22 protein-coding genes are annotated in these 25065 nt (G+C 68.2%); 12 read left to right on the top strand and 10 right to left on the bottom strand.

The annotated features are described in order from the left end of the window. The first annotated feature begins 95 nt into the window (after nucleotides 1–95). The 5 genes from fghA (at nucleotide 96) to RT688_RS12840 (ending at nucleotide 5032) form a co-directional block, all read left to right on the top strand. Nucleotides 96–935, top strand: coding sequence for an S-formylglutathione hydrolase (gene fghA, locus RT688_RS12860; RefSeq protein WP_313705277.1), 840 nt, complete (start codon nucleotides 96–98; stop codon nucleotides 933–935). A gap of 233 nt (nucleotides 936–1168) precedes the next feature. Continuing rightward, entirely contained in the window at nucleotides 1169–1642 is a 474-nt protein-coding gene (locus RT688_RS12855) for an Hsp20/alpha crystallin family protein (protein WP_313705276.1), read from the top strand. A gap of 133 nt (nucleotides 1643–1775) precedes the next feature. Further along, nucleotides 1776–2504, top strand: coding sequence for a phosphoribosyltransferase family protein (locus RT688_RS12850; protein ID WP_313705275.1), 729 nt, complete (start codon nucleotides 1776–1778; stop codon nucleotides 2502–2504). Next, the gene (locus tag RT688_RS12845; protein WP_313705274.1) at nucleotides 2501–3646 is read left to right on the top strand and encodes an SRPBCC family protein; all 1146 of its coding nucleotides are present in this window, start codon (nucleotides 2501–2503) and stop codon (nucleotides 3644–3646) included. The genes RT688_RS12850 and RT688_RS12845 overlap by 4 nt, the downstream gene beginning before the upstream one ends. A gap of 45 nt (nucleotides 3647–3691) precedes the next feature. Beyond that, nucleotides 3692–5032 carry an erythromycin esterase family protein gene (locus tag RT688_RS12840; RefSeq protein ID WP_313705273.1) on the top strand — a complete coding sequence of 447 codons (1341 nt, stop codon included), beginning with the start codon at nucleotides 3692–3694 and terminating at the stop codon, nucleotides 5030–5032. 46 nt (nucleotides 5033–5078) lie between these two features. On the opposite strand, the gene RT688_RS12835 is transcribed toward RT688_RS12840, so the two are convergent. Beyond that, nucleotides 5079–5726: a zinc ribbon domain-containing protein gene (locus RT688_RS12835; protein ID WP_313705272.1), complete on the bottom strand. Its 648-nt coding sequence runs from the start codon at nucleotides 5724–5726 to the stop codon at nucleotides 5079–5081. A gap of 213 nt (nucleotides 5727–5939) precedes the next feature. On the opposite strand from RT688_RS12835, the gene RT688_RS12830 reads away from it, so the two are divergent. Together RT688_RS12830 and RT688_RS12825 are read left to right on the top strand one after the other, a co-directional pair. Continuing rightward, nucleotides 5940–6419 carry a 2Fe-2S iron-sulfur cluster-binding protein gene (locus RT688_RS12830; protein ID WP_313705271.1) on the top strand — a complete coding sequence of 160 codons (480 nt, stop codon included), beginning with the start codon at nucleotides 5940–5942 and terminating at the stop codon, nucleotides 6417–6419. Next, nucleotides 6416–8650, top strand: coding sequence for a molybdopterin cofactor-binding domain-containing protein (locus tag RT688_RS12825; RefSeq protein ID WP_313705270.1), 2235 nt, complete (start codon nucleotides 6416–6418; stop codon nucleotides 8648–8650). The genes RT688_RS12830 and RT688_RS12825 overlap by 4 nt, the downstream gene beginning before the upstream one ends. A 144-nt stretch (nucleotides 8651–8794) precedes the next feature. On the opposite strand, the gene RT688_RS12820 is transcribed toward RT688_RS12825, so the two are convergent. The 5 genes from RT688_RS12820 to RT688_RS12800 are packed head-to-tail and all read right to left on the bottom strand — an operon-like array spanning nucleotide 8795 to nucleotide 14052. Next, complete coding sequence (locus RT688_RS12820) at nucleotides 8795–9136, bottom strand: hypothetical protein (protein ID WP_313705269.1); 342 nt, start codon at nucleotides 9134–9136, stop codon at nucleotides 8795–8797. A 57-nt stretch (nucleotides 9137–9193) separates the two neighbouring features. Next, nucleotides 9194–9598, bottom strand: a complete 405-nt coding sequence (locus tag RT688_RS12815) for a RidA family protein (protein WP_313705316.1) — start codon at nucleotides 9596–9598, stop codon at nucleotides 9194–9196. Between the two features lie 8 nt (nucleotides 9599–9606). Beyond that, nucleotides 9607–10797, bottom strand: a complete 1191-nt coding sequence (locus RT688_RS12810) for an acyl-CoA dehydrogenase family protein (protein WP_313705268.1) — start codon at nucleotides 10795–10797, stop codon at nucleotides 9607–9609. Nucleotide 10798: 1 nt separating this feature from the next. Continuing rightward, nucleotides 10799–11653, bottom strand: a complete 855-nt coding sequence (locus tag RT688_RS12805; RefSeq protein WP_313705267.1) for an enoyl-CoA hydratase family protein — start codon at nucleotides 11651–11653, stop codon at nucleotides 10799–10801. A gap of 20 nt (nucleotides 11654–11673) precedes the next feature. Next, on the bottom strand, nucleotides 11674–14052 hold the full coding sequence (locus RT688_RS12800) for a bifunctional salicylyl-CoA 5-hydroxylase/oxidoreductase (protein WP_313705266.1): 2379 nt from the start codon (nucleotides 14050–14052) through the stop codon (nucleotides 11674–11676). Nucleotides 14053–14351: 299 nt separating this feature from the next. Between RT688_RS12800 and RT688_RS12795 the strand changes: the two genes are divergently transcribed. The 3 genes from RT688_RS12795 to RT688_RS12785 all read left to right on the top strand — a co-directional run bounded on the left by RT688_RS12795 (nucleotide 14352) and on the right by RT688_RS12785 (nucleotide 19471). Further along, nucleotides 14352–15506, top strand: coding sequence for an aminotransferase class I/II-fold pyridoxal phosphate-dependent enzyme (locus tag RT688_RS12795; protein ID WP_313705265.1), 1155 nt, complete (start codon nucleotides 14352–14354; stop codon nucleotides 15504–15506). Then, entirely contained in the window at nucleotides 15503–17734 is a 2232-nt protein-coding gene (locus RT688_RS12790) for an ATP-binding protein (RefSeq protein WP_313705264.1), read from the top strand. Before RT688_RS12795 ends, RT688_RS12790 begins: the two co-directional genes overlap by 4 nt. 105 nt (nucleotides 17735–17839) lie before the next feature. Continuing rightward, nucleotides 17840–19471 (top strand): Na+/H+ antiporter, encoded by a 1632-nt coding sequence (locus tag RT688_RS12785; protein ID WP_313705263.1) that lies wholly within the window; start codon nucleotides 17840–17842, stop codon nucleotides 19469–19471. 157 nt (nucleotides 19472–19628) lie between these two features. On the opposite strand, the gene RT688_RS12780 is transcribed toward RT688_RS12785, so the two are convergent. Beyond that, nucleotides 19629–19823 carry a hypothetical protein gene (locus tag RT688_RS12780; protein ID WP_313705262.1) on the bottom strand — a complete coding sequence of 65 codons (195 nt, stop codon included), beginning with the start codon at nucleotides 19821–19823 and terminating at the stop codon, nucleotides 19629–19631. Nucleotides 19824–20117: 294 nt separating this feature from the next. Here RT688_RS12780 and RT688_RS12775 point away from each other — a divergent pair, with 294 nt between their 5' ends. Then, the gene (locus RT688_RS12775; RefSeq protein ID WP_313705261.1) at nucleotides 20118–21257 is read left to right on the top strand and encodes a DNA topoisomerase IB; all 1140 of its coding nucleotides are present in this window, start codon (nucleotides 20118–20120) and stop codon (nucleotides 21255–21257) included. Between the two features lie 33 nt (nucleotides 21258–21290). Further along, a complete protein-coding gene (locus RT688_RS12770) occupies nucleotides 21291–22379 on the top strand; it encodes an L-dopachrome tautomerase-related protein (protein ID WP_313705260.1) in 1089 nt (362 codons plus the stop codon). 29 nt (nucleotides 22380–22408) lie between these two features. On the opposite strand, the gene RT688_RS12765 is transcribed toward RT688_RS12770, so the two are convergent. The 3 genes from RT688_RS12765 to RT688_RS12755 form a co-directional block, all read right to left on the bottom strand. Then, a complete protein-coding gene (locus RT688_RS12765; protein WP_313705259.1) occupies nucleotides 22409–22828 on the bottom strand; it encodes a DUF4019 domain-containing protein in 420 nt (139 codons plus the stop codon). Between the two features lie 102 nt (nucleotides 22829–22930). Continuing rightward, nucleotides 22931–23509 (bottom strand): hypothetical protein, encoded by a 579-nt coding sequence (locus RT688_RS12760; protein WP_313705258.1) that lies wholly within the window; start codon nucleotides 23507–23509, stop codon nucleotides 22931–22933. Nucleotides 23510–23856: 347 nt separating this feature from the next. Continuing rightward, nucleotides 23857–24297, bottom strand: coding sequence for a hypothetical protein (locus RT688_RS12755; RefSeq protein WP_313705257.1), 441 nt, complete (start codon nucleotides 24295–24297; stop codon nucleotides 23857–23859). Nucleotides 24298–25065 lie beyond the last annotated feature (768 nt).

The raw sequence follows: 25065 nt of genomic DNA, 5'->3' as shown, positions 1-25065 counted from the left end.
AAACGCCAAGCGCAGCACACCGGCAAACCACCCTGCCCGACCCAAACCGAACCAAACTGGCATACTTGCACCGTCACCCAACAACGGATAACAACATGACACAACTCCTGAGCGAACACGCCTGCTTCGGCGGCACCCAGCGTTTCTACCAGCACGATTCGAGCGCCATCGGCCTGCCGATGAAATTCTCGGTCTACCTGCCGCCCGGCGCCGAAGGCAGGAAGCTGCCGGTGCTGTTCTACCTGGCCGGCCTGACCTGCACCGAAGAGACCTTCATGACCAAGGCCGGCGCCCAGCGCGTCGCGGCCGAGGAAGGCCTGATCCTGGTGGCGCCCGACACCAGCCCGCGCGGCGCCGGCGTGCCGGGCGAGACCGACAGCTGGGACTTCGGCGCCGGCGCCGGCTTCTACGTCGACGCGACGCAAGAGCCCTGGGCCCAACGCTACCGGATGTACAGCTACATCCTGGAATTGCGCGAACTGGTGATGCGCGAGTTCGGCGCCGATCCGGCCTGCTGCGGCATCTTCGGCCACTCGATGGGCGGCCACGGCGCGCTGGTAATGGCGCTGAAGAATCCGGCGCTGTTCCGTTCGGTCTCGGCCTTCGCGCCGATCGCCGCGCCCTCGCGCTGCCCCTGGGGCGAAAAGGCCTTCGGCAGCTACCTCGGCGCCGACCGCGCGGCCTGGGGCGCTTATGACGCGACCGAACTGGTTGCTAACGGCCCGGTGCGCTTCCCGCAAGGGATCCTGGTCGACCAAGGCCTGGCCGACAAGTTCCTGCCGGACCAGCTGAACCCGGACGCCTTCGAGGCCGCCTGCCGCGCCGCCGGCCAGCCGCTCGAGCTGCGCCGCCATGCCGGCTACGACCACGGCTATTACTTCATCTCGACCTTCGTCGAGGATCACCTGCGCTTCCACCGCCGCCAGCTCGGCTGAGCGTTACGGCAGCGCTGCAGCAGCAGCGCTCCGGCCGCGCGCTCCGGTTGGTTCAGACCGTCCGGCGCGCTGCTGGTTCCCTCTTTCCGCATGTCCGCTGGCCCCGCGCAATTACTCGCGCACTAGCCGGCTCCCTCATCGTCCGCGCGCCTTGAAAACGCCGTGGCGCTGCCCTATAAATCAGGTGCGGCGCCATGCCGCGCATGTTCATCATGATGGAAAGGAGGCCTACCATGAATCTCGTCAGGAGAGGCAGTACGCCACTGTCGGCATATCGTCCCGGTTCGGTCGAGGACCAGTTCGGCCGCCTCGTCGAAAGCATGTTCGAAGACTTCTTCGCGCCGCTGGCGCAGGGCGGCGGCGGCCTGCGCGACAGCGCCGCCGCCGTGCCGCGGCTGGACATGAGCGAGACCGAGCAGGCCTATGAAATCCAGGCCGAGATGCCGGGCGTCGAGAAGGAAGACCTGAAGGTCGCCATCGATCGCGAGCGCGTTACGATCGAAGGAGAATGCCGCAAGGCAAACGAGCGGCGCGAGGGCGAAAACGTGGTGTATTCTGAACGTTCAGCACGCAAGTTCATGCGCAGCTTTACCTTGCCGACCGAGGTCGACGATACGGCGGCGCAGGCGAAACTCGAGAACGGCGTCCTGCACCTGACGCTGCCCAAGAAACAGGGCAGCGAGGCGCGCCGCCTGACCATCCAGTAAGCCTGTCCGGCCTGGGCCCTGCGGCCGCACGCGCGGCCGGCGGCGGTGTCGCTTGCGCATGGTAACGGCCCGTCGCGGGTCTGCGTGTGCAGGCGGCCGGCGTCGCCGCCGGGACGGGCTCGGAGTGGGAGACATGACGGACCTTGAGCGATTCAAGAACCGCGCCCAGGCCGGGAAACTGCTGGCCAGGCAGCTCGCCGCGCATGCGCGGCACGGCAATGCGCCGCAGTCCGCGAACGGCCTCGACGCCATCGTGCTGGCGCTGCCGCGTGGCGGCGTGCCGGTCGCCTTCGCGGTGGCGATGACGCTGGAGCTGGAACTCGACCTGCTCATCGTTCGCAAGCTCGGCCTGCCCTGGCAGCCCGAGTACGCGATCGGCGCCGTCGGCAGCGGCGGGGTGCGGGTGCTGCAGCCGGGCGTGCCCGGCCTGATGGGCGTGACGCGCGAGGAGGTCGATGCGATCGCCGCGCGCGAGCTGGCCGAGATCGACCGGCGCGCCCGCGTGTACCGGGGCGGCCGCGCCGAGCCGGTATTGACGGGGCGGGTCGCGATCATCGTCGACGACGGCATCGCGACCGGCTCGACGATGGCGGCGGCGGTCCAGGTCGCGCGCCGGCGCCAGGCGGCGCGGGTGGTCGTTGCGGTGCCGGTGGCGCCGCCGGAGACCCTGCGCATGCTGGAGCCGGACGTGGACGAGCTGGTGTGCCTGGCGGCGCCACCGCGCTTTCGGGCGGTGAGCCAGTGGTACGACAGCTTCGACCAGACGAGCGACGAGGAAGTACAGGATTTGCTGGCGATGGCCTGGCGCCACCAGGACGATCGCCGGCTTGAACAACCACCCAACCGAGAGGACAGGACATGAAACAGACGAGCACCGAGACCGGTTTCGATTTCGACACGAACGATCTTGCCAAGCTGCTGGGCGGCGCCGCCGCCGGCGCCCTGCTGATGTACATGCTCGACCCCGACCGCGGCAGCGCGCGCCGCTCGATGTCGACCGCCGCGATCCGCAACGCCGGTTCGCGCACCGGCAGCGCACTGGGCAATGTCTGGCACGGCATCGGCGAGCGCGTCGGCGCGATGGCCCACCAGGCCGGCGACGCCGCAAGCGACCTGGCCGACGAAGCGGGCACCCGCGCCAACCGCATGCTCGAGTCGGCCAAGCCCGACGGCGCCGCCCACCGGGTCTGGAACGATACCGTGAACGGCGTCTCGCGCATGGCGGACACCGCCGGCAGCGAACTCGACGTCGCCGGCTCGCGCCTGAGCCGCCTGGCAAGCCAGGCCGGCGACAGCGTGATGGGCGCACTCAACCTGCACGGCCGCGACGACCTGAACGCCCTGCTGCGCAATCCGGCGGTGGTCGGCGGCGGCCTGCTCGGGCTGCTGGGCCTGATGCGCCGCTCGCCGCTGGCCGGCATGCTCGGCCTGGCAGGACTGGCGCTGGCGGCAAGGAATGTCGGCAGCTCCGGCGGCCAGGGATTGTCGAACCTGCTGGGTAGCAGCCGCGGCCGCGGCCAGAGCGTCGAGCTGGAAAAATCGATCCGCATCGATGCCTCGCCCGAGGACGTCTATGAAATGTGGAGCAATTACGAGAACTTCCCGCGCTTCATGTCGCACGTGGTCGAGGTGCGCGACATCGGCCGCCGCCGCTCGCACTGGGTGGTGCAGGGGCCGGCCGGCAGCCAGTTCGAGTGGGATTCGGTGCTGACCGAACAATCGAAGGGCAAGCGCCTGGCCTGGCGCAGCGAACCGGGCGCCCAGATCGCGAACGCCGGCTCGGTCACCTTCGAACCCTACCGCGGCGGCACCCTCGCCACCGTGCGCCTGTCGTACACGCCGCCCGCCGGCATGGTCGGCCACGGGCTGGCGGTGCTGCTCGGCGCGGACCCGAAGCGCCAGATGGACGACGACCTCGCCCGCATGAAGCACTTCATCGAGCGCGGCGTCATCCCGCGCGACGCCGCGTCGCGCGAGAAGCCGGGCAGCCGCTTCCTGCACTAAACGGCTGCACCAGGCTGCTGCCCCAGGCTTGATCATGCAGAGGTAATGGTGACCGCGACAGACATCAGCGCCGCCGCCCTGGCGGATGCCGCCCACCCGCTCGACGGCGGGCCGGGCGACTACGACGCCCTGATGAACCTCGTGGGCGACGCCCGCTTCGTCCTGATCGGCGAAGCGACCCACGGCACCCACGACTTCTACGAGGAACGGGCGCGCATCACCCAGCGCCTGATCCGCGAAAAGGGCTTCACCGCGGTGGCCGTCGAGGCGGACTGGCCCGATGCCTATCGCGTCAACCGTTACGTGCGCGGCGAAGGCCGCGACGGCTGCGCGAACGAAGCGCTGTCCGGCTTCGAGCGCTTCCCGGCCTGGATGTGGCGCAACACCGACGTGTCCGCCTTCGTGGACTGGCTGCGCGCCCACAACGAGGGCGTGCGCGCCGGCCCGAAGGTCGGGTTCTATGGACTCGACCTGTACAGCCTGTTCACGTCGGTGAAGGAAGTACTGAACTACCTCGACCAGGTCGACCCGGCCGCCGCGCTCGAAGCGCGGCGCCGCTACGCCTGCTTCGACCACTACGGCGAGGACAGCCAGCACTACGGCTACGCCACCGGCATCGGCCTGTCGGAATCCTGCCAGCAAGGCGTGCTGACCCAGCTGCAGGAACTGCAGCAGCGCGCCTTCGACTACATGCGGGCCGATGGCGCCTGCGCCGAGGACGCTTTCTTCTACGCCCAGCAGAATGCGCGCCTGGTCAAGAATGCCGAGGAATACTACCGCACCATGTTCCGCGGACGCATCTCGTCCTGGAACCTGCGCGACAGCCACATGGCGGAAACCCTGGATGCGCTGGCGCGCCACCTCTCGCGCGACGGCGCGCCGGCGAAGATCGTGGTCTGGGAGCACAACTCCCACATCGGCGACGCCCGCGCGACCGAAGTGGGCGGCCTGGGAGAATGGAACGTCGGCGAACTGGCGCGCAAGGCCTACCCCGGCCAGACCTGCCTGATCGGCTTCTCGACCTACGACGGCCACGTCACGGCCGCCTCGGAATGGGATGGCCCGGCCGAACGCAAGCGCGTGCGCCCGGCTCTGCACGGCAGCTACGAGGAATTGCTGCACCAGGTCGGCCTGCCGCGTTACTACCTGAACCTGCGCGACGACACCCCGGTGCGCCGCCTGATGCTCGAACGCCGGCTGGAGCGCGCCATCGGCGTACTCTACCTGCCGCGCAGCGAGCGCCAGAGCCATTACTTCGACGCCCAGATGGCCCAGCAGTTCGACGCCATCATCCATATCGACCGCACCGACGCCCTGGTGCCGCTCGACGCCACCAGCGGCTGGCATTCGGGCGAACCGCCGGAGACGTATCCGGAAGGGATCTGAGCGCGGCGTCTCCCGTGCGCGCCAGCCTGGGCCGGCGCGCGTCCGTTCAGGCCTGCCGCGTCCCGCACTCCGTGCAGAATTTCGTGCCCGGCTGCAGCATCGTCGCGCAACTGGTGCAGGCGACCTGCTGCACCATCTTGAACCCGCATTCGGGGCAGAATTTGCCGCCATGGGTCTCGGCCCGGCACTGCGGGCAGACCAGCTGCATGTCCTCGTCGACGGCGTGACGCCCGCCGCGCACCTTGCCCTCGGCCGTGGCGCGCTCGGACGCGGCGGTTACCTCGCCGGCCGCGCGCGCCTGGGTGATCTTGACCTGGACATTCGGCGCGCAGTTGAAGCACAGGCCGTTCGCCGCATCGAAGCAGGTGCCGCACACATAATCGTGGCAATTGCCACAGCGATTGAAATACGCCTTGCCGGCGGCGATGGCCTCGGTGAATGCTGCGTCACGCGCGCTGTGCCACCCTGCCTCCGCCACCCCTGAGAGAACCCTCCCGGCATTGCCCAACATGCCGCCGAACATGCTGGCGCCCTTCTGCAGCCAACCCGAGGCCTGGGCGCTGCGGTAGGGCTTGAAATGGGTGCGCCAGCGGTCGCTGCAGCGTTCGCAATAGAACTCGAACTGGAATCCTGCGTCGACGCCTGTCGAATTGCTCAGGTCTCGCACATTGTTCGCAAATTGGATCTCGGCCATGGGTGGTTTGCCTGTGGATACACGAAAGCAGCGATTATATGTAGTTAGCAAAAAAACACCATGCAATCCGCATAGCGAACATCATCGCGTCGTGGATGTGCGACGCCAGGCCGCTTGCAACAATTTGCCAACAATAAACTGATCACTGCCAGGTTTTTTTATTGCCGGGTTTTGGTAGCATGCTCAAGTTTATTATCAGGCAAGGATGAGCCCATGAGTCAAACCACGCTGAACATCAACGGCAAGCGGCAGCAGGTCGATGTCGACGCCGACACCCCGCTGCTGTGGGCCCTGCGCGATACGCTCGGCCTGGTCGGCGCCAAGTACGGCTGCGGCGCCGGCCAGTGCGGCGCCTGCACCGTCCACATCGACGGCGTGCCGACCCGTTCCTGCCTGATACCCGTCTCGTCCCTGGGCAACCGGAAGATCGTCACCATCGAAGGCCTGGACAAGCACCACCAGCACCCGCTGCAGCAGGCCTGGCAGGAACTCGACGTGCCGCAGTGCGGCTACTGCCAGTCGGGCCAGATCATGAGCGCCTGCGCCTTGCTGAAGCAGCACCCGAAACCGACCGACGCCCAGATCGACGAGGCGATGGCCGGCAACCTGTGCCGCTGCGCCACCTACACCCGCATCCGCGCCGGTATCCACCGCGCCGCCGAGATCGCCGCCAACGGAAAGGGCAAGAAATGAGCGCCCCGGTTTCCGCTTCGCGCCGCCGCTTCCTGCGCACCGGCGCCATGGGCGCGGGCGCCCTCGTGATCGGCATGGGCGCCGGCGGCGCGCTCGCTGCGCCCGCCTCCACCCCGGCCGCCGCCGACGCCTTTACGCCTAACGTCTTCATCCGCATCGACCGCAAGGGCATCGTCACCCTGGTGTCGAAGCAGCCGGAAATCGGCCAGGGCATCAAGACCTCGCTGCCGATGGTCATTGCCGAAGAGCTGGAAATCGACTGGAAAGACGTGCGCATCGTCCAGGGCGACCTGAACCCGGCCTACGGCAGCCAGGGCGCCGGCGGCTCGACCTCGACTCCGACCAATTACGAAAACTTCCATCGCCTGGGGGCTGCCGCGCGCACCGTCCTGGTGCAGGCGGCGGCCCAGACCTGGGGCGTGCCGGTGTCCGAGTGCGGCGCGGCGCACGGCGCGGTCGTGCATGGCCCGTCGAAACGCAGGCTCGGCTACGGCGCCCTGGTCCCGCTGGCCGCCACCCTGCCGGTGCCGGACGCGGCCACGGTCCAGCTGAAGGATCCGGCGGCCTACAAGCTGCTGGGCACCCGCATCGGCGGCGTCGACAACGCCGCCATCGTCAGCGGCAAGCCGCTGTTCGGCATCGATATCCAGTTGCCGGGCATGCTGTACGCGGTCTACGTCAAGTGCCCGGTATTCGGCGGCAAGCCGGTGAGCGCCAACCTGGACGCGATCAAGGCCATGCCAGGCGTGAAGGACGCCTTCATCGTCGAGGGCACCGACAACCTGAACGGCTTGCGCCCCGGCGTGGCCGTCGTCGCCACCTCGACCTGGGCCGCCTTCAAGGCGCGCCGCGCGCTGGAGGTGAAGTGGGACGAAGGCGTCGGCGCAACGCACAGCTGGGCGGACTTCGCGGCCCAGGCCAAGGCTGCCGCGGGCAAGCCGGGCGCCACCACGCTGCGCAAGGACGGCGACGTGGCGCAGGCATTCGCCGGCGCCGCGAAAACAGTCGAAGCCAGCTACAGCTATCCCTTCATCTCGCACGCCAGCATGGAGCCGCAGAACTGCACCGCCTGGTTCAAGCAGGACGGCACGCTGGAGCTGTGGGCGCCGACCCAGAACCCGGGCGCGGGCCAGGCACTGGTCGCCTCGACCTTCGCCATCCCGAAGGAAAAGATCACCCTGCACATCATCCGCAGCGGCGGCGGCTTCGGCCGGCGCCTGAGTTCCGACTTCATCGTCGAAGCCACGGCGATTGCGCGGAAGGCCGGCGCGCCGGTGAAGCTGACCTGGACCCGCGAGGACGACCTGCAGCACGACCACTTCCGCCCGGGCGGCTTCCACCACCTGCGCGGCGCGGTCGACGCCAATGGCCGCCTGGTCGGCTGGCACAACCACTTCGTCACCTTCGCCAACCGCGTCGAGCGCGAGGGCAAGTCCATCCTGCAGCCGGGCAGCGGCGGCAGCCTGTCCGGCGACGAGTTCCCGGGCCGCTGGCTGGCCAACTGCCTGCTGGAACAAACCGCGCTCGAATGCCGCATCCCGATGGGACCGTGGCGCGCGCCGGGCAGCAGCGTGTTCTCCTGGGTCTTCCACAGCTTCATCGACGAGCTGGCCCACGCGGCCGGCCGCGATCCGGTCGAATTCCGCCTGGAACTGCTGGGCGACAAGGACATCGTGCCGGGCACGGGCGAGCGAGGGCAGCCTTACAGCGTTTCTCGCATGCGCAACGTGCTGAAAACTGTGGCCGAGAAGGCCGACTGGGGCAAGCGCAAGTTCGGGCCCGGCCAGGGCGCGGGCGTCGCCTTCCACTTCAGCCATCGCGGCTACGTGGCCGAGGTGGCCGAGGTGACGGTATCCAAGGAAGGCCAGTTGAAGGTCGACCGTGTCGTGGTCGTGAGCGACATCGGCGCCCAGATCGTCAACCTGAGCGGCGCCGAAAACCAGGTGCAGGGCTCGGTGATCGACGGCCTGTCGACGCTGATGTATCCGGCGCTGGACATCGACAAGGGCCGCGTCGTGCAAAGCAACTTCCACGACTACCCGCTGCTGCGCATGCCGGACACGCCCACGAAGATCGACATTCACTTCCTGAAGACGGATTACCCGGTGACGGGCCTGGGCGAACCGGTCCTGCCGCCGCTGGCGCCGGCCGTGTGCAATGCGATCTTTGCGGCGACCGGCAAGCGCGTGCGTGAGCTGCCGCTGAGCAAGACGGATCTGCGCTGGGGCTAAACGTAGCTGGCGAATCGTAGGGTGGGCGCCCCGTGCCCACGCGTGACGTCGGCGTCATGTTGGCTTCCATGAGGCGCCGCGTCTATTCATCGTTCACGCGTGGGCACGGAGTGCCCACCCTACGTCCCTGCGGCAAGCACTTCCTTACATCCCGCTGCGCCGGGCCGCCGCGTGCGCCGGATCGTTGTCCTTGGCACCGTGGTGCTCGAGGATCGCCGCGGCGCGCTCCAGCTGGGCGGCGTTCGCCGCGGTGACGGTGATGACGCACTTGCCGATCTCCAGCCCCGGCGTGTACACGTCCTTGTAGTCGGTGCCACCCTTCACCGCCGGCGAATCGCCGACCGTGAAATTCGCCTCGGACGGGCCGGCTTCGTCGCCGGTATGGCTGATCTCGATCCCGTTCGCGTCGAATCCCTCCGCCAGCAGCGCCTGGCGCGCGGCCTCGGCGTCTTCGACTTTTTCCACTACACGTACGATCTGGTTCATGGTCGCTCCAATGTTACGTTTAAAACAACCGTACCAGAAACGCCCCCATGACGGCGCTCAGTCGGGCGGGTCGTCGGGCACCACCGCCGTCACTTCGATCTCCACGCGCGCCCGGTCCTCCATCAGCGCCGCCACCTGCACCGCGCTCATGGCCGGGTAGTGGCGCCCGATCACCTCGCGGTAGGCCGCGCCCAGCGCCGCGCCGGCGCCGAGGTATTCGCGCTTGTCGAGCACGTACCAGGTCATGCGCACGATGTGCTGCGGCCCGGCGCCGGCCTCGGCCAGCACGGCGACGACGTTCGCCAGCGCCTGGCGCGTCTGGGCGACGAAGTCGTCGGACTGGAAGCGTCCTTCGGCATCCCAGCCGACCATGCCGCTGACGTGCACCTGCAAGCCGCGCGCGGCCACGCCGTTGGCGTAGCCCTTCGGACGCGGCCAGCCGGGCGGCTGCAACACCTGCATCAGCCCGCTCATGCCTGCTCCCGCGCCGCCTGGGCAGCGGCATGTTCGCCGAGCAGATCGCGCGCGATGATCAGCTGCTGCACTTCGCTGGCGCCCTCGTAGATGCGCAGCGCCCGGATCTCGCGGTAGAGCGTTTCCACCGGCTGGCCGCTGACCACGCCCAGGCCGCCGAACATCTGCAGCGCGGCGTCGATCACGGCTTGCGCGTTCTCGGTGGCGGTGAGCTTGGCCATGGCCGCCGCGCGCGTGACGCGCCGGCCCTGGTCGCGTTCCCAGGCGGCGCGGTAGGTCAGCAGGGCCGCGGCGTCGATGTTCGTGGCCATCCCGGCCAGCTTGGCCTGGGTGATCTGGAAGTCGGCCAGGGTCTTGCCGAACATGTGGCGCGACGCGGCCCGGTCCAGCGCCTCGTCCAGCGCACGGCGCGCGAAGCCGAGCGCGGCGGCGGCGACCGAGGTGCGGAACACGTCGAGCGTGGCCATCGCCACCTTGAAGCCCTGCCCGCCGGCGCCGATGCGGGCCGATGCCGGAATCCGGCAAGCATCGAAACGCAGGCGCGCCAGCGGATGCGGCGCGATCACCTCGATGCGCTCGGCGACGGTCAAGCCCGGCGTGTCGGCGTCGACGATGAAGGCCGAGATGCCGCGCGCGCCGTCGGCCTCGCCGCTGCGCGCGAAGACCACGTAGAAGTCGGCGATGCCGCCGTTCGAGATCCAGGTCTTCTCGCCGTCGAGCACATACGTGTCGCCCTCGAGCCGCGCGGCGCAGGCCATGGCCGCCACGTCCGAGCCGGCCTCGGGCTCGGACAGCGCAAAGGCGGCGATCGCCTCGCCTGCCGCCACCCGCGGCAGGTAGCGCAGCTTCTGCTCCTCGCTGCCGAACAGGGCGATGGCGCCGCTGCCCAGGCCCTGCATGGCAAAGGCGAAGTCGGCCAGGCCCGCGTGGCGCGCCAGGGTTTCGCGGATCAGACAGATGGCGCGGGTATCGATGGCGTCGTGCGCGCCGCCGTAGTCGCGTCCGCCGACCGCGTGGCGCAGCCAGCCTGCCGCGCCGAGCCGGGCGACCAGGTCGCGACAGGCGGCGTCGACGTCGGCCTCATGGTGCACGCCCAGGTTGCCCGACGCCCAGGCGTCGAGCTCGCGCGCCAGCGCGCCGTGGCGCGGTTCGAAAAACGGCCAGTCCAGGTAAGCGGTGTCGCGCATCTCAATCCCCTTCGAAGCGCGGCTTCTCGCGCGCGACGAACGCGTGATAGGCGCGGTGGAAATCGTTGGTCGCCATGCAGATCGCCTGAGCCTGGGCTTCGGCCTCGATGGCCTCGTCCACGCCCATGTTCCACTCCTGCTGCAGCATCTTCTTGGTCATGCCGTGGGCGAAGGTGGGGCCGGCCGCGAGCGCGGCGGCGAACGCTTGCGCCTCCGCCAGGAGCTCTTCCGGCGCGCACAGCCGTTTCAGGAAGCCCCAGCGCTCGGCTTCCTCGCCGCCCATGGCGCGCCCGGTGTAGAGCAGTTCGGCCGCCCTGCCCTGCCCGATCACGCGCGGCAGCAGCGCGCAGGCGCCCATGTCGCAACCGGCGAGGCCGACGCGGGTGAAGAGAAAAGCGGTCTTGCTGCGCGCGGTGCCGTAGCGGATGTCCGAGCCCAGGGCCAGCATGGCGCCGGCGCCGGCGCAGACGCCGTCGATCGCGGCGACGATCGGCTGCGGGCAGGCGCGCATCGCCTTCACCACGTCCCCGGTCAGGCGGGTGAAGGCCAGCAGGCCGGGCATGTCGAGCCGGGTCAAGGGCCCGATGATCTCGTGCACGTCGCCGCCCGAGCAGAAATTCTCGCCGCTGCCGGCCAGCACCACGGCCTGGACGTCGTCGGCGCGCGCAAACGCGCGGAACAGCTCGCGCAGCTCGGCATAGGAATCGAAGGTCAGCGGGTTCTTGCGCTCGGGACGGTTCAGGGTCAGCGTGGCGACGCCGTTCTCGACCTCGAACAGGAAATGCTGGGCCGGATAGCCGGCCAGGCTGCCGCGGTGGCCAGGGAGCGCGTGCGGCTCTCCCTTCAGGTATCGCATGGTGTACTCCAGGTTGGCATTCAAAGGTCGGTGGGCGGCGCAACCCGCGGCGCCAGGGCCGCAGCCTGCTGGCGTTCCCGCTCCAGGTTGCGTTCGAGCTGGGCCTTGCCGGCGCGGTACTGCCTGGGCCAGGCGGCGCCGGTGTAGCCGATGCGCGCGGCCTCGGTCAGGGTCCAGGCCGGATTGACCAGGTGCGGGCGCGCCACCGCGCACAGGTCGGCCCGGCCCGAGGCGATGATGCCGTTGGCGTGGTCGGCTTCATAGATGGCGCCCACCGCGATGGCCGGGATGTGCGCCTCGTTGCGGATGCGGTCGGCGAACGGCGCCTGGTACATGCGCCCGTACTGCGGGCTTTCGTCGCGGCTGACCTGGCCCGAAGAGCAGTCGATCATGTCGGCGCCGGCGTCGCGGAACAGCCGGGCGACGATCACCGCGTCGTCCGGCGTCAGGCCGCCCGGAGTCCAGTCGTGGGCCGAGATGCGCACGCTGATCGGCAGCTGGCGCGGCCATACCGCGCGCAGCGCCGCGAACACCTCGAGCGGGAAGCGGCAGCGGTTCTCGATGCTGCCGCCGTAGTCGTCCTGGCGGCGGTTGGTCAGCGGCGAGATGAAGCTCGACAGCAGGTAGCCGTGGGCGCAGTGCAGTTCGAGCCAGTCGAAGCCGGCCTCGCGCGCCGCCATCGCCGCGCGCACGAAGTCGGCGCGGATGCGCACCATGTCGATCCGGCTGGCCTCGCGCGCCCATTGCGAGACGCCGGCGATGTACTGCTGGTGCGAGGCCGCCACCAGCGGCCAGTTGCCCGACTCGAGCGGCAGGTCGATGCCGTCCCAGGCACGGCGGGTCGAGCCCTTGGCGCCGGCGTGCCCCAACTGCACGCCGATCTTCGCGTCGCTGTTGGCGTGCACGAAATCGACGATGCGGCGCCAGGCCAGCGTGTGCACCGGCGAATACAGGCCCGGGCAGCCGGGCGTGATGCGGGCGTCGGCCGAGACGCAGGTCATCTCGGCCATCACCAGGGCCGCGCCGCCGAGGGCGCGCGCGCCCAGGTGCATCAGGTGGTAGTCGCCCACCGTGCCGTCGACGGCCGAGTACTGCGCCATCGGCGAGACGACGATGCGGTTCTTCAGCGTCACCCCGCGCACCCGCCAGGGCGTGAACATCGGCGGAGGCGCCGGTTGGGAAACAGGCAGGGTCACCCCGGCCTGGACGCAGGCGCGTTCGGCCAGCCAGCGCTCGAAGCCGGCGACGTAGGCCGGGTCGCGCAGGCGCAGGTTCTCGTGCGAGAGGCGCTGGCTGCGGGTGAGCAGCGAATACGCGAACTGTTCGGCCTCCATGGCGCTATAGCGCTCGACGTTCTCGAACCACTCCATCGAGTTGCGCGCGGCGCTTTGCAGTTTCAGCACCTCGAGCGAGCGCGCCTCGCGGTAGCCGGCCAGCACCTCCGGCAGCTCGGCGACCCCGCGCCCGGCGCAGCGGCGCGCCAGCTCGATCGCGTCCTCCAGCGCCAGCTTGGTGCCGGAGCCGATCGAGAAGTGGGCGCTGTGGGCGGCGTCGCCGATCAGGACCAGCGGGACGCGGCGGCCGTCGACCTCTTCCCAGTGCACCCACTCGCGGCAGACGATGCGCGGAAAGCGCGTCCACATGCTCGATCCGCGCACGTGGCCGGAGGCCGCCATCAAGCGGTGGCCGTCGAGGTGGCGCGCGAACAGGCGCTCGCAGAAGGCCAGCGTGTCCTCGCCCCCGAGGTCTTCCAGCCCGCTGGCGCGCCATACCTCGTCCGGCGTCTCGACGATGAAGGTCGAGGTCTCGCCGTCGTACTGGTAGGCGTGCGCCTGGAACCAGCCGTGCGGCGTATGCTCGAACGCGAACGTGAAGGCGTCGAACTTCTTCGTGGTGCCCAGCCACACGAAGCGGCAGTGGCGCTGCTCGACCTGCGGCTGGTAGGCGGCGGCGTGGCGCGTGCGGATGCGGCTGTGGATGCCGTCGGCGGCCAGCACCAGGTCGGCGCGGTGGCGCCGCGCCAGCTCCAGTTCGTCCACGACCGGGCTGTCGAACAGCAGCCGCACCCCAAGCTCCTCGCAGCGCGCCTGCAGGATCGCCAGCAGGCGCTTGCGCGCGATGCCGCAGAACCCGTGGCCGCCGGAGACGACCGTGCGGTCCCTAAAATGGATGGCGATGTCGTCCCAGTGATTGAAGGCATTCAGGATGGCGCGGGCGGTGGGCGGATCGGCCGCCTCCAGGTTGCCCAGCGTCTGGTCCGAGAACACCACGCCCCAGCCGAAGGTATCCATGCGGCTGTTGCGTTCGACCACCGTCACCTCGTGCGCAGGATCGTCCTGCTTGAGCAGCAGTGCGGCATACAGGCCGGCCGGTCCCCCTCCCACGCACACGATGTTCATTGCGGCTCCGGTTGTCTTTTCTACAGCATATTAGATGAGCAAATAGTTTAGATGTCAAATACTTCCGCCGCGATCCGGGATGCCATAGCCGGCGCAATACGAGGTGCAATACGAGGTGCAAGACAAGGTGCAAGACAAGGGCCGGAACGGCCGCCATACAGGAGGCGCCACAGGGTGTTTACCTGGCAGTTCGATTGGCTGTCGTGCGGGCCTCAGAATTTAGTACAATCAGGAAATTGTTGTGCACGGCCGACACACCTGAGACACATTTGCAACCGATAACCACCTCGATAAAAACGATGAAGATCTCACAACGGATTGCCAATTCACGGCCGCTGGCGACGACCGCCATGCACGGCCGCGTCGAAACCATGCGTAACGAGGGTCGGGAAGTGATCGACTTCTCGATCGCGATCTCCCACTTCCCCGCGCCGCCCACCGTGCTCGACGCGGTCGGGGCCGCGCTGGAACAGGTCCGCACCATGCCCTACACCAGCGTGGTCGGCGCGCAGGGCGTGCGCGAGCGCCTGTGCGCCAAGCTGCGCAAGGAAAACGGCCTCGAGGCCCGCGCCGACGAAGTCATCGTCACCAACGGCGCCAAGCAGGCCCTGTACGAGGCACTGTACGCGATGAGCGACCCGGGCGACAGCGTGCTGATCTTCAAGCCCCACTGGCCGGCCTACGTCGCCACCTGCCAGCTGCTGGGCCTGCGCCCGTTGCTGGTCGACCTGCCCGACGAGATCACGCCCGAGGTCCTCGCCACGTACGAGCAGGCCCGGATCGTCATCATCAACAACCCGCACAACCCGACCGGCAAGGTGTATACCCGCGCCGAGCTGGAACACATCCGCGATTGGATCGCGGCGACCGGCGCCCAGGTGATCGTCGACGAAAGCTACGAGCACCTCTCCTTCGGCCCCGTCCATACCAGCTTCGCCGCCCTGTGCGACTGGCGCGCGCTGGGCGTGGTGACCATCTTCTCGGCCTCCCAGAGCTATGCCATGATGGGCTGGCGCGTCGGCTTCGCCCTGGCGCCCGCGCCCCTGGTCGGCGCCATGCAGACCCTGCAGGGCCCGATCACGGCCGCCGCCTCGCACCTGTCCCAGGTCGCCACCGTGGCCGCGTTCGACGCGGGCGTGCAGCGGCACATGATCGACGACTACCGCGAGCGCCGCGACATGGTGGTGCGCCGCTTCGCCGAAGTGCCGTGGATCGTCATGGACAGCCCCGACTCCGGCCCCTACCTGTGGGGCGACGTGCGCGCCCTCACCCATGACACGGTGGCCTTCGCGGAAGCCCTGATCGAGGAGGAGAAGGTCGCGATCATGCCGGGCGACGCGCTCGGCGTGCCGGGCTACATCCGCATCGGCTACATCTCCGACGACGTCGCCACGCTGATGGAAGGCGTGCGCCGCGTGATCGCCTTCGGCGACAGGTTCGCGGCGCGACAATGAACCGGCCTGGCCTATTCCGCCTCAACAGCCTGCGCAGCAGGCTGATGCTGCTGGTCGCGCTGGCGATCCTGCCCCTGGCCGTGATGACCATCGTCGGCGGCATCCGCGAGCGCGAGCAGGCGGTCGAGGCTTCCGAGGAAAACCTGCGGCGCCTGACCAACCTGGCCGCCGCCAACGAGGCCCAATCGATCGAGCGAGCGCGCCAGATCCTGGTCGACCTGGCCAGCGTGCCCGACCTGCTCGGTCCGACCAGCGGCTGCAATGCCCTGCTGGCGGACGTGCTCGACCGTAACGAAGGCTACGTCAACTTCGGCCTGATCCAGCTGAACGGCGAAGTCAGCTGCAGCGCGGTGCCGATGCTGCACCCGGTGAACCTGGGCGACCGCAGCCACTTCAAGCGCGCCATCGCCGAGCGCCGCTTCATCGCCGGCGACTACGTGTTCGGCCGCGTGATCCGGCGCCACACCATCAACCTCACCTATCCCGTAATCGACCGCAGCGGCACCGTGGTCGCCGTGGTGTTCGCGGCGATGGACCTGGCCGGCCTGGACACCTTCGTCAACGACATCAACCTGCCGCCCGGCTCGGTGCTGGTGACGACCGACGCCAACGGCACCATCATCTCGCGCCGCCCCGATCCCGAGCGCTGGTTCGGCACCCGGGTGTCGGGCCGCATGCGCGACGCGATGCACGGCGCCGGCCGGCGCGCGCTGGTGATCCGCGACGACGACGGCGTCGAGCGCCTGCACACCTTCGCCCGCGTGGGCGGACCGGCCCTCACCGACTACACGGTGACGATCGGGATTCCGACCGAGACCGTGACCGCCGGCGCGCGCCGCGCCCAGCTGATGTCGCTGGTCGGCCTGCTTGCCACCACCATGCTGGCGCTGCTGGCCGCCTGGCTCGCCGGCGACGTGCTGATCGTGCAGCGCGTGCGCAAACTGAAGGACACCGCCACCCGCATCGCCGCCGGCGACCTCGACGCCCGCTCGGGCATCGCCTACGAGCGCGAGGAGATCGGCCAGCTGGCCGAGGCGCTGGACGAAATGGCGGCCACGCTGCAGAAGAAGGAAGCGGCGCGCAGCCTGGCCGAGCGCGAGCTGCGCGCGGCCGACCAGCGCAAGGACGAGTTCCTGGCGATGCTGGCGCACGAGCTGCGCAACCCGCTGGCGCCGATCAGCACCGGCGCGCACCTGCTGAAATTGCTCCATTCCGACAACGCCCAGATCACCCAGACCTGCGCCATCATCGCGCGCCAGGTCGAGCACATGACCGGCCTGGTCGACGACCTGCTCGACGTCTCGCGCGTCACCCGCGGCCTGGTCTCGCTGTCGACCCAGGTGCTGGACCTGCGCAAGGTGGTGGACGACGCCGCCGAGCAGATCCGGCCCCTGATCTCGACCCGCCGCCACACGGTGGTGCTCGACCTGCCGCACGAGGCGGCCAGCGTCAAGGGCGACCACAAGCGCCTGGTCCAGGTGGTGGCCAACCTGCTGAACAACGCGAACAAGTACACCCCCGAGGGCGGCCGCATCGAATTGCGCCTGGCCCAGGACGGCCCCGACTACGTGCTCACCGTGCTGGACGACGGTATCGGCATGGAGCCGCAGCTCGTCGCCCGCGTGTTCGACCTGTTCACCCAGGCCGAGCGCACGCCGGACCGTTCGCAGGGCGGCCTGGGCCTGGGCCTGGCGCTGGCCAAGAGCCTGGTCGAGCTGCACGGCGGCACCGTCAGGGCCGAGAGCGCGGGGCTGGGCAAGGGCAGCACCTTCACCGTGCGCCTGCCGCGCCACACCCAGGAAATGCCACTAACCGTGGCCCAGACCCGCGGCCATGCCAAGACCGCGGCGCCGCTCAAGGTGCTGCTGGTGGACGACAACCTGGACGCCGTCCATACCCTGCAGCTGTTCCTCGGCGCGGCCGGCCACACCGTGGAAATCGCCTACTGCGGCGCCGACGCGGTCGACGTGGCGCGCGTGTTCTCGCCCGACGTCTGCCTGCTCGACATCGGCCTGCCCGACTTCGACGGCAACGAACTGGCGCGCCGCCTGCGCCGCCTGCCGCAGTCGACCGGGGCCACCCTGATCGCGATGACCGGCTACGGCCGCCAGCAGGACCGCGACGCGGCGCAGGCGGCCGGGTTCGACCACTACATGGTCAAGCCCGTCAATACGGTCGAGCTGTCCGACCTGCTGGCCGAGGCGGCGGCCCAGCACCAGCCGCGCTAGCCGGCGCAGGGTTTTTCCCTGCCCGGCCGGTGCGCGTATGCGTCGCGCGCTGCATGGCAGACCGACAATGCCGTATCATCGAGCCTCGACAACATGGGAGATTCGATGGATTCGGTAGGTGTGGTGCTGGCGATGCTGCTGGCGGTAATCGGTAGCGGCTACCTGGTGCGCATGCTGCCTTTCGGGGTGCCGCTGCCGCTGGTGCAGATCGGCCTGGGCGCCGTGATCTCGGGCGTGTTCGGGCACGGCGTGACCCTCGACCCGGAAATCTTCTTCCTGCTGTTCCTGCCGCCGCTGCTGTTCCTGGACGGCTGGCGCATCCCCAAGGTCGGCCTGTTCCGCGACAAGGGGACCATCCTCGAACTGGCCCTGGGCCTGGTGGTGTTCACCGTGGTCGGCGCCGGCTTCCTGATCCACTGGCTGGTACCGGCCATTCCGCTGGCGGTCGCCTTCGCCCTGGCCGCCATCGTGGCGCCGACCGATCCGGTGGCCGTCTCGGCCATCACCGCGCGCATCCACGTGCCGCACCGCCTGATGCACATCCTCGAAGGCGAATCGCTGCTGAACGACGCCAGCGGCCTGGTGTGCTTCCGTTTCGCGGTGGCCGCCGCGATGACCGGCGCCTTTTCCCTGGCCTCGGCCTCGGTCACCTTCCTGTGGGTGGCGCTGGCCGGCATCGCCTGCGGCGTGGCGATCACGGTCGCGGTCTCGTTCGTGCAGCGCGTGGTCGGCCAGCGCTTCGGCGAAGAACCCGGCTCGCCGATCCTGGTCAACCTGCTGCTGCCCTTCGGCGCCTACCTCGCCGCCGAGCACCTGGAGGCCTCGGGCATCCTGGCGGCGGTGGCGGCCGGCGTCACGATGAGCTACGTCGAACTGTCCGGCCGCGCGCTGGCCACCACCCGCATCCGCCGCACCGTGGTCTGGGACACGGTGCAGTTCTCGCTGAACGGCGTGATGTTCGTGCTGCTGGGCGAGCAGCTGCCCGAGATCATCGAGCGCGCCCTGCGCTACGCCGGCCCAGAAGCGGCCCTGACCCCGTGGACGCTGTTCGGCATCGCCCTCCTGATCAGCCTGGCGCTGATCCTGCTGCGCCTGGTCTGGGTCTGGGTCTCGCTGCGCCTGACCCTGCTCAACGCCCGCCTGCAGGGCCAGAAAGTGTACAAGCCGAACTTCCGCCTGGTGCTGGCCACCTCGCTGGCCGGCGTGCGCGGCGCCATCACCATGGCCGGCGTGCTGACGCTGCCGCTGGCCCTGCCCAGCGGCGCGGCCTTCCCGGCGCGCGACCTGGTGATTTTCTTCGCCAGCGCGGTGATCATCGTCTCCCTGGTCGTCGCCAGCGTCGGCCTGCCGCGCGTGCTGCGCGGGCTCGAAGTACCGGAGGAAACCACGGAAGCCGCCCAGGAAGACCTGGCGCGCCACAACGCGGCGATCGCGGCGATCGCGGCCATCGAGCGCGTCGGCCACACCCACCTGGGCGAGAGCGAGAATGCCGACATCCACGCCAGCGCGGTCGACCACGTGCGCGGCGTGTACGAGCACCGGCTGGGCGGCACGACCGGGGCGAGCGAACCGTCGCGCATCCGGATTGCGGAGCAGGCCGAGCGGGAATACCGGCTGGCGGCGCTGCAGGCGGAGCGCCAGGCGATCCTCGAGCTGACGCATCAGCGCAAGGTGTCGGACGATATTGCGCGGAAGTTGTTGAGGGAGATAGATCTGGTGGAAGCGCGGTATCGGTGATCGACGCCGCGATGAAAGCCGGGGTCCTGTTCGCATGGCGGGACTGGCCCGATGTGCGTCGCCCCGGCTGGGATACCGGCCTGCGGCAAGCCGGTTGAGGCTGTCCCGCTTTCAGTTCGCCGGGACAACGCCGGTCAGGCTCGCCGCTGCGATCACATCAAGGGCAATACGCCAGCACCGTGAAGCAGTTGAGTTCTTCGAAACGGCGGCAGGACAGGCTGTCGCCTGCTTCGCACGACTCTTTCCAGGATGCGCAAAGGCCGCAGTCGGGTTTGATTGCCCAGGAATTCATGGAAAAGCCCAGCCCCAGGCCGACGCCGAGCACGCACAACGCTTTTTTCAAACTGATCATGACACTTTCCCCTATGTTTTTTTGATTAAAAACGACGAAAGACCAGATACGTGACGAGCCGCGTGATCAGCCATCCGCATGGAATGGAAACAGCTCATTTTGCGGGCTCAGCGATGAGTGTATAGACAAATCTTCCGAATCTGCAATGGGGAGGTCCCAAAAACCCTTGGCGCATAAGCTTGCCGTAGCGGCATGATGGGGACCCGACCAGCGTCTGCGTTATGTCCCGTACAGTGCGCCGATGGCGGAAGCGTAATATCGATCCGCACGTACTACTTCGGACCGGTATCCACGATGAGCACAGACCAAGCCGCAGAGAACATCCTTCCCCTGGCCGACCCGCCCGCCGCCGCCAAGGCCGCCGGCCTGCGCTACGTCACCGACAGCAAGCCGGGTATCCGGCGCGACAAGGACGGCGACGGCTTTCGCTACCTCGACGCCAAGGGCGAGCCGGTCGAGGACGAGGCCACGCTCAAGCGCATCAAGGCGCTCGCCATCCCGCCGGCCTGGCAGGAGGTCTGGATCTGCGCCCAGGCCAACGGCCACCTGCAGGCGACCGGGCGCGACGCCAGGGGACGCAAGCAGTACCGCTACCACGCCAAGTGGCGCAACGTGCGCGACGAGGTGAAATACGAGCGCATGATCAACTTCGGCAAGGCCCTGCCCCAGATCCGCGCCGAGGTCGACCGCGCGCTGAAGCTGCCCGGCCTGCCGCGCGAAAAGGTGCTGGCTACCATCGTCTACCTGCTGGAGGCGACGATGATGCGCGTCGGTAACGAGGAATACGCGCGCACGAATAAATCCTTCGGCATCACCACCCTGCGCAACCGCCACGTGAAGGTCGACGGCAGCGACGTCGAGTTTCGTTTCCGCGGCAAGAGCGGGGTCTACCACAAGATCCACGTGCACGACCGGCGCCTGGCGCGCATCATCCGCAGTTCGCGCGATTTGCCCGGCCAGGAACTGTTCCAGTACGTCGACGAGGACGGCGAAACCCACAGCATCGATTCGAGCGACGTCAACGACTACCTGCGCACCATCACCGGCGAGGACTACACGGCCAAGGACTTTCGCACCTGGTCGGGCACGGTGCTGGCCGCCATGGCACTGCAGGAATTCGAGAAGTTCGATTCCGAGACCCAGGCCAAGAAGAACATCGTGCGCGCCATCGAGTCGGTCGCGGAAAAGCTCGGAAACACGCCCTCGGTCTGCCGCAAGTGCTACGTGCACCCGGCCGTGCTCGACGCCTACCTCGAAGGCAGCGCGCTCGAAGCCCTGCGCGAGCGCACCGAGCAGCAACTGAGCGAGGACCTGCACACCTTGCAGCCCGAGGAGGCGGCGGTGCTGGCGATGCTGCAGCAGCGCCTCGCGCGCGAACAGGAAAACCCGACGCCGCCCGCGCGCAGCCAGCGCAAGCTGCGCAAGGCGGCCTGACCCGATCATCGAACACTCCTCGAAAGGAATGCCATGACCGACCAGGCAAGCACGCCAGACTTCAAGCAAGGCCGATTCACGATCGAACAGGTGGCCGCGTTCGGACACCAGGTGACCGGGGTCTCGGTCTCGGAGGACAAGCGCATCTTCGTCAACTTCCCGCGCTGGACCGAGGACACGGCGGTGTCGGTGGCCGAACTGCTGCCGGACGGCGGCTTGAAGCCGTATCCCGACGAGGAGTGGAACGCCTGGCGCAACGCGAAGAAGGACGACATCTCGCCCGAAGACCATTGGGTCTGCGTGCAGAGCGTGGTGGCCGACGGGCGCGGCAGCCTGTGGGTGCTGGACCCGGCCGCGCCGGCGCAAAGCCATTTGGTCTCGGGCGGCGCCAAGCTGGTCCAGGTCGACCTGGCGAGCGACAAGGCGGTGCGCACCATCGCCTTCGATGAAGACGCGGCGCCGCAAGGCTCCTACCTGAACGACGTGCGCTTCGCGCCGGACGGCCGCCATGCCTACATCACCGATTCGGGCGTGGTCGGCGCCATTCTGGTGGTCGACCTCGGCAGCGGCAAGGCCGTGCGCGTGCTCGACGGCGATCCATCGACCCAGATGAAGAAGGGCTTGAACGTGAAGGTGGACGGCAAGGAACTGCGCCGCCCGGACGGACGCGGGGTCGAGTTCTCGGCCGACGGCATCGAACTCTCGGGCGATGGCAAGTACCTGTACTGGCAGGCAATCAAGGGCGACACCCTGTACCGCATTCCCACGAAGGTGCTGATCGGTGCCGGCATGCGCGGCGAGGACGTGTCAAGCAGCGTCGAGCCCTACGGCCTGAACGAAGTGGCGGACGGCGTCCTGATCCCGCGCGGGACCAACGTCATGCTGCTCACCTCGGTCGAAGTCGATGCGGTGCGGGCGCGCGACCTCGACGCGGGCGCGCAGGCCCCGATCCGCACGCTGGTGCAGGACAAGCGCCTGCGCTGGCCCGACACCTTCTCCCAGGGCCCGGACGGCACGGTGTACGTGACCACCTCGCACATCCAGGACTCGAGCTTCTTCAAGCCCGACGCCCCGGCGGCGCTGCCGACCCAGCTCTGGAAGCTGAAGCCGGGCGGCGCCTGAAGGTCGACCGCCAGGCTTGCAGCCGGACGTCAGCGGATCAGGTAGGTCGTCACCTTCCAGCTGCCGTCCGGCAGGCGCATCGGCACCACGGTTTCCGTCATGCCGGCGCGGTTGGCGAAGTCGGTGGCGTACTGGATCACGACGTACTCGCCGTCGGGCACGCCCGGCAGGCTCTTGGTGAAGGTGGCCGAGGTCTGCTTGCGCGACTTGACGGCGCCGAGCGGCGCGCGCGCCTGGGTGCCGATTTGGTTCCAGGTGTCGCGCGTGATCGCGGACTGCATCACGGGCGCGCCCTGGTCCCAGGCCTCGGCGGTCTTGCCCGCGTCCATCACGGCCAGCCAGCGCGTGGCCGCTTCAGTGGCGGGGGCGACCTGCGGCGCTTCCTGGGCGTGCAGGACGGGCGCCGCGAGGGCGGCGGCGGAAAACACGAATGCGGCGATGGCTTTCAAGACGATCTCCTTGTGGATGATGGCGTGGCGGCTGGCGCCGCTTTTGCAGTAAATGCAAGACCGGAGCATACCAGATGCCGCGCCCCGCCTGCCGCGCTCGAATCAGTAGCGCGGCGGCTGCATGCCCTGGTACTCGTGCACAGCCTCGCGGTACTGGCGCGACTCCTTCACCCGGTTCATGTAGCGGATCGGCCGGCGCGCCTTGCGCTCGATGACGTAGCCGCTCAGGGTGCCGCGCGCGCCGCACTGGGCGCGGCAGGTGGCCAGGCCGGCGGCGTCGCGGTCGTCGAGGACGATGCGGCCCGGCGTGACGTTGACGCGCAGGGTGCACGGCGTCTCGCCCGCCACCGGCGCCTGCTGCTGGCGGTAGACGAAGTTTTCGCCCTCGCGCTGGGCGATGCCCCAGACGCCGCACATGTGGCCGTTGGCGAATTCGAGGTGGGCGCGCAGGTAGACGTGGTCGGCGTCCTCGCGCACGATCTCGACGACGTCCTCGGCCAGGTAGCGTTCGGCCGGACGGTCGGGACCGGCGTTGATGGCGTTCATGAAGCGGCGCTTGTAGACGCCCTCGATGTCGGCGGCCGGGTCGTCGGAGGCGAGCGCCGGCAGCGCCAGTGCCGACAGCAGGACCAGGACCGCCCTGGCGGGCAGCGTGAAGTTAGCTTGAATACCGATTTTCATCTCGTTGGTGGAGGCTCGCGCCGGGCTCCCGGCTAGGCTCTAGTATAACCGCTGGACGGCGCGGGGACCGCGCGCCAGCCCGGCAGGCCGCCGCTCCCGCCGTCCGCCTGCGGGCCCGCCACGGCGGCAGCGAAGCGGCAACCTGGCGCGACGTACTCGGCGTGCCGCTGCGCCGGCGCCGGGGCGCGGTCGCGCGCCAGTGCTGCCCGATGAGGAAGGCGCCGCCGACCATGCTTGACGCTGGCTCGACGCATGCCGCAACTCGGCATGGCAATGAACGCACAAGGTAGCGGCGACAGCGCATTCTTGTTGCTGCGCGCAACGATCCGCCAGCGCCGACCGAAGACTCAGGACCGCCCGGCCTTGTGCTCGGGGTGGTTGAACACCTGGCGCAGGTAGGCCAGGAAGGTCTCGTCGGTGCACTGCGACTTGCCCGGCGTGTCGGACAGCTTGGCAACCGGCTGGCCGTTGCAACGCACCAGCTTCATGACGATGTTCAGGGCTTGATAAGGGGTGTCGTTGGTGAGCTGGGTGCCGATGCCGAAACCGAGCATGACGCGGTCGGCGAAGTGGCGGTACAGGGCCAGCGCCTTCGGCACCGTCAGCGCGTCGGAGAACACCAGGCGCTTGGTGCGTGCGTCGATGCGCAGCTTGGCGTAGTGCGCCAGCGCCTTTTCGCCCCACTCGAAGGGGTCGCCCGAATCGTGGCGCAGGCCGTCGATTAGGGTAACCCCTGTATTTCGTATAGTCACAGTACACCAGCTTTGCATGACGGCATCCTGAAGCATTAGGGTAACTCAGTAAGGTTGTATCTCGACATTCTACATCGATTGCTCGGCCGACCTTCGAGCAACTGTCGGCTAGCTCCGGGAGGCCACCGATGTGCCCGGCGTTTTCGACGTCACATGCGCTCGGTGTTCGTGATTTCGCATTCGCCTCGGCCTGTAGCCACAGCGAGAGCGCGCTTCGAACGATAAAGGAGCATGTAGCTGTCTCGACGCTTCCAGATGCCCTCGCCGTGCCTTCATACAGGCCTATAGGCCTTCCATGGTTCCCATGCGCGTCACTTAGTAATTTACTGAATGCTCCGATTACTATAGCAAAAACTCGTAACATGTTGATTTTTAACGATATTTCTCACGATAGTCGTTGACCTAGGGGCAGCCGGATAGTATTGTTGAGCTTCTTAAAACTGGGAAAATGGAAGCGACTAAGTTTGCTCAATCAATGAGGGCAATCGGATAACGCGCTTGTCTGCACACTTCGCTCGCTTCAAGACGTTTAGCTGAGTTGTCGGTTGGCACGAAGCACTTGCTCATCTCGATAAGCACATTTTGTGCCTATCGGCTGCCCCGTCGAGCTTTACGCGAACGGGACCACCAAGAAGACCTAATTTGCTAGGTCGCTAAAAAGTCTCTGGAATCAATCTTACGTAACTTTCACATATCGCGGACCTCCGAATTCTCGAGTAATACGTCCCTTCGCGAGATGAAGGTTGGGGCACCCTGTGCCACCAAAAGTTAAAAATTCTGTGATTATCATCTTCGCCGTTAATT

Origin of the sequence: Massilia sp. (genome assembly GCF_032106685.1) — a bacterium.
Classification (GTDB): domain Bacteria; phylum Pseudomonadota; class Gammaproteobacteria; order Burkholderiales; family Burkholderiaceae_D; genus Telluria.
The sequence above is the reverse complement of the archived record's forward strand: the minus strand, read 5'-3'. Positions and strand labels throughout refer to the sequence as shown.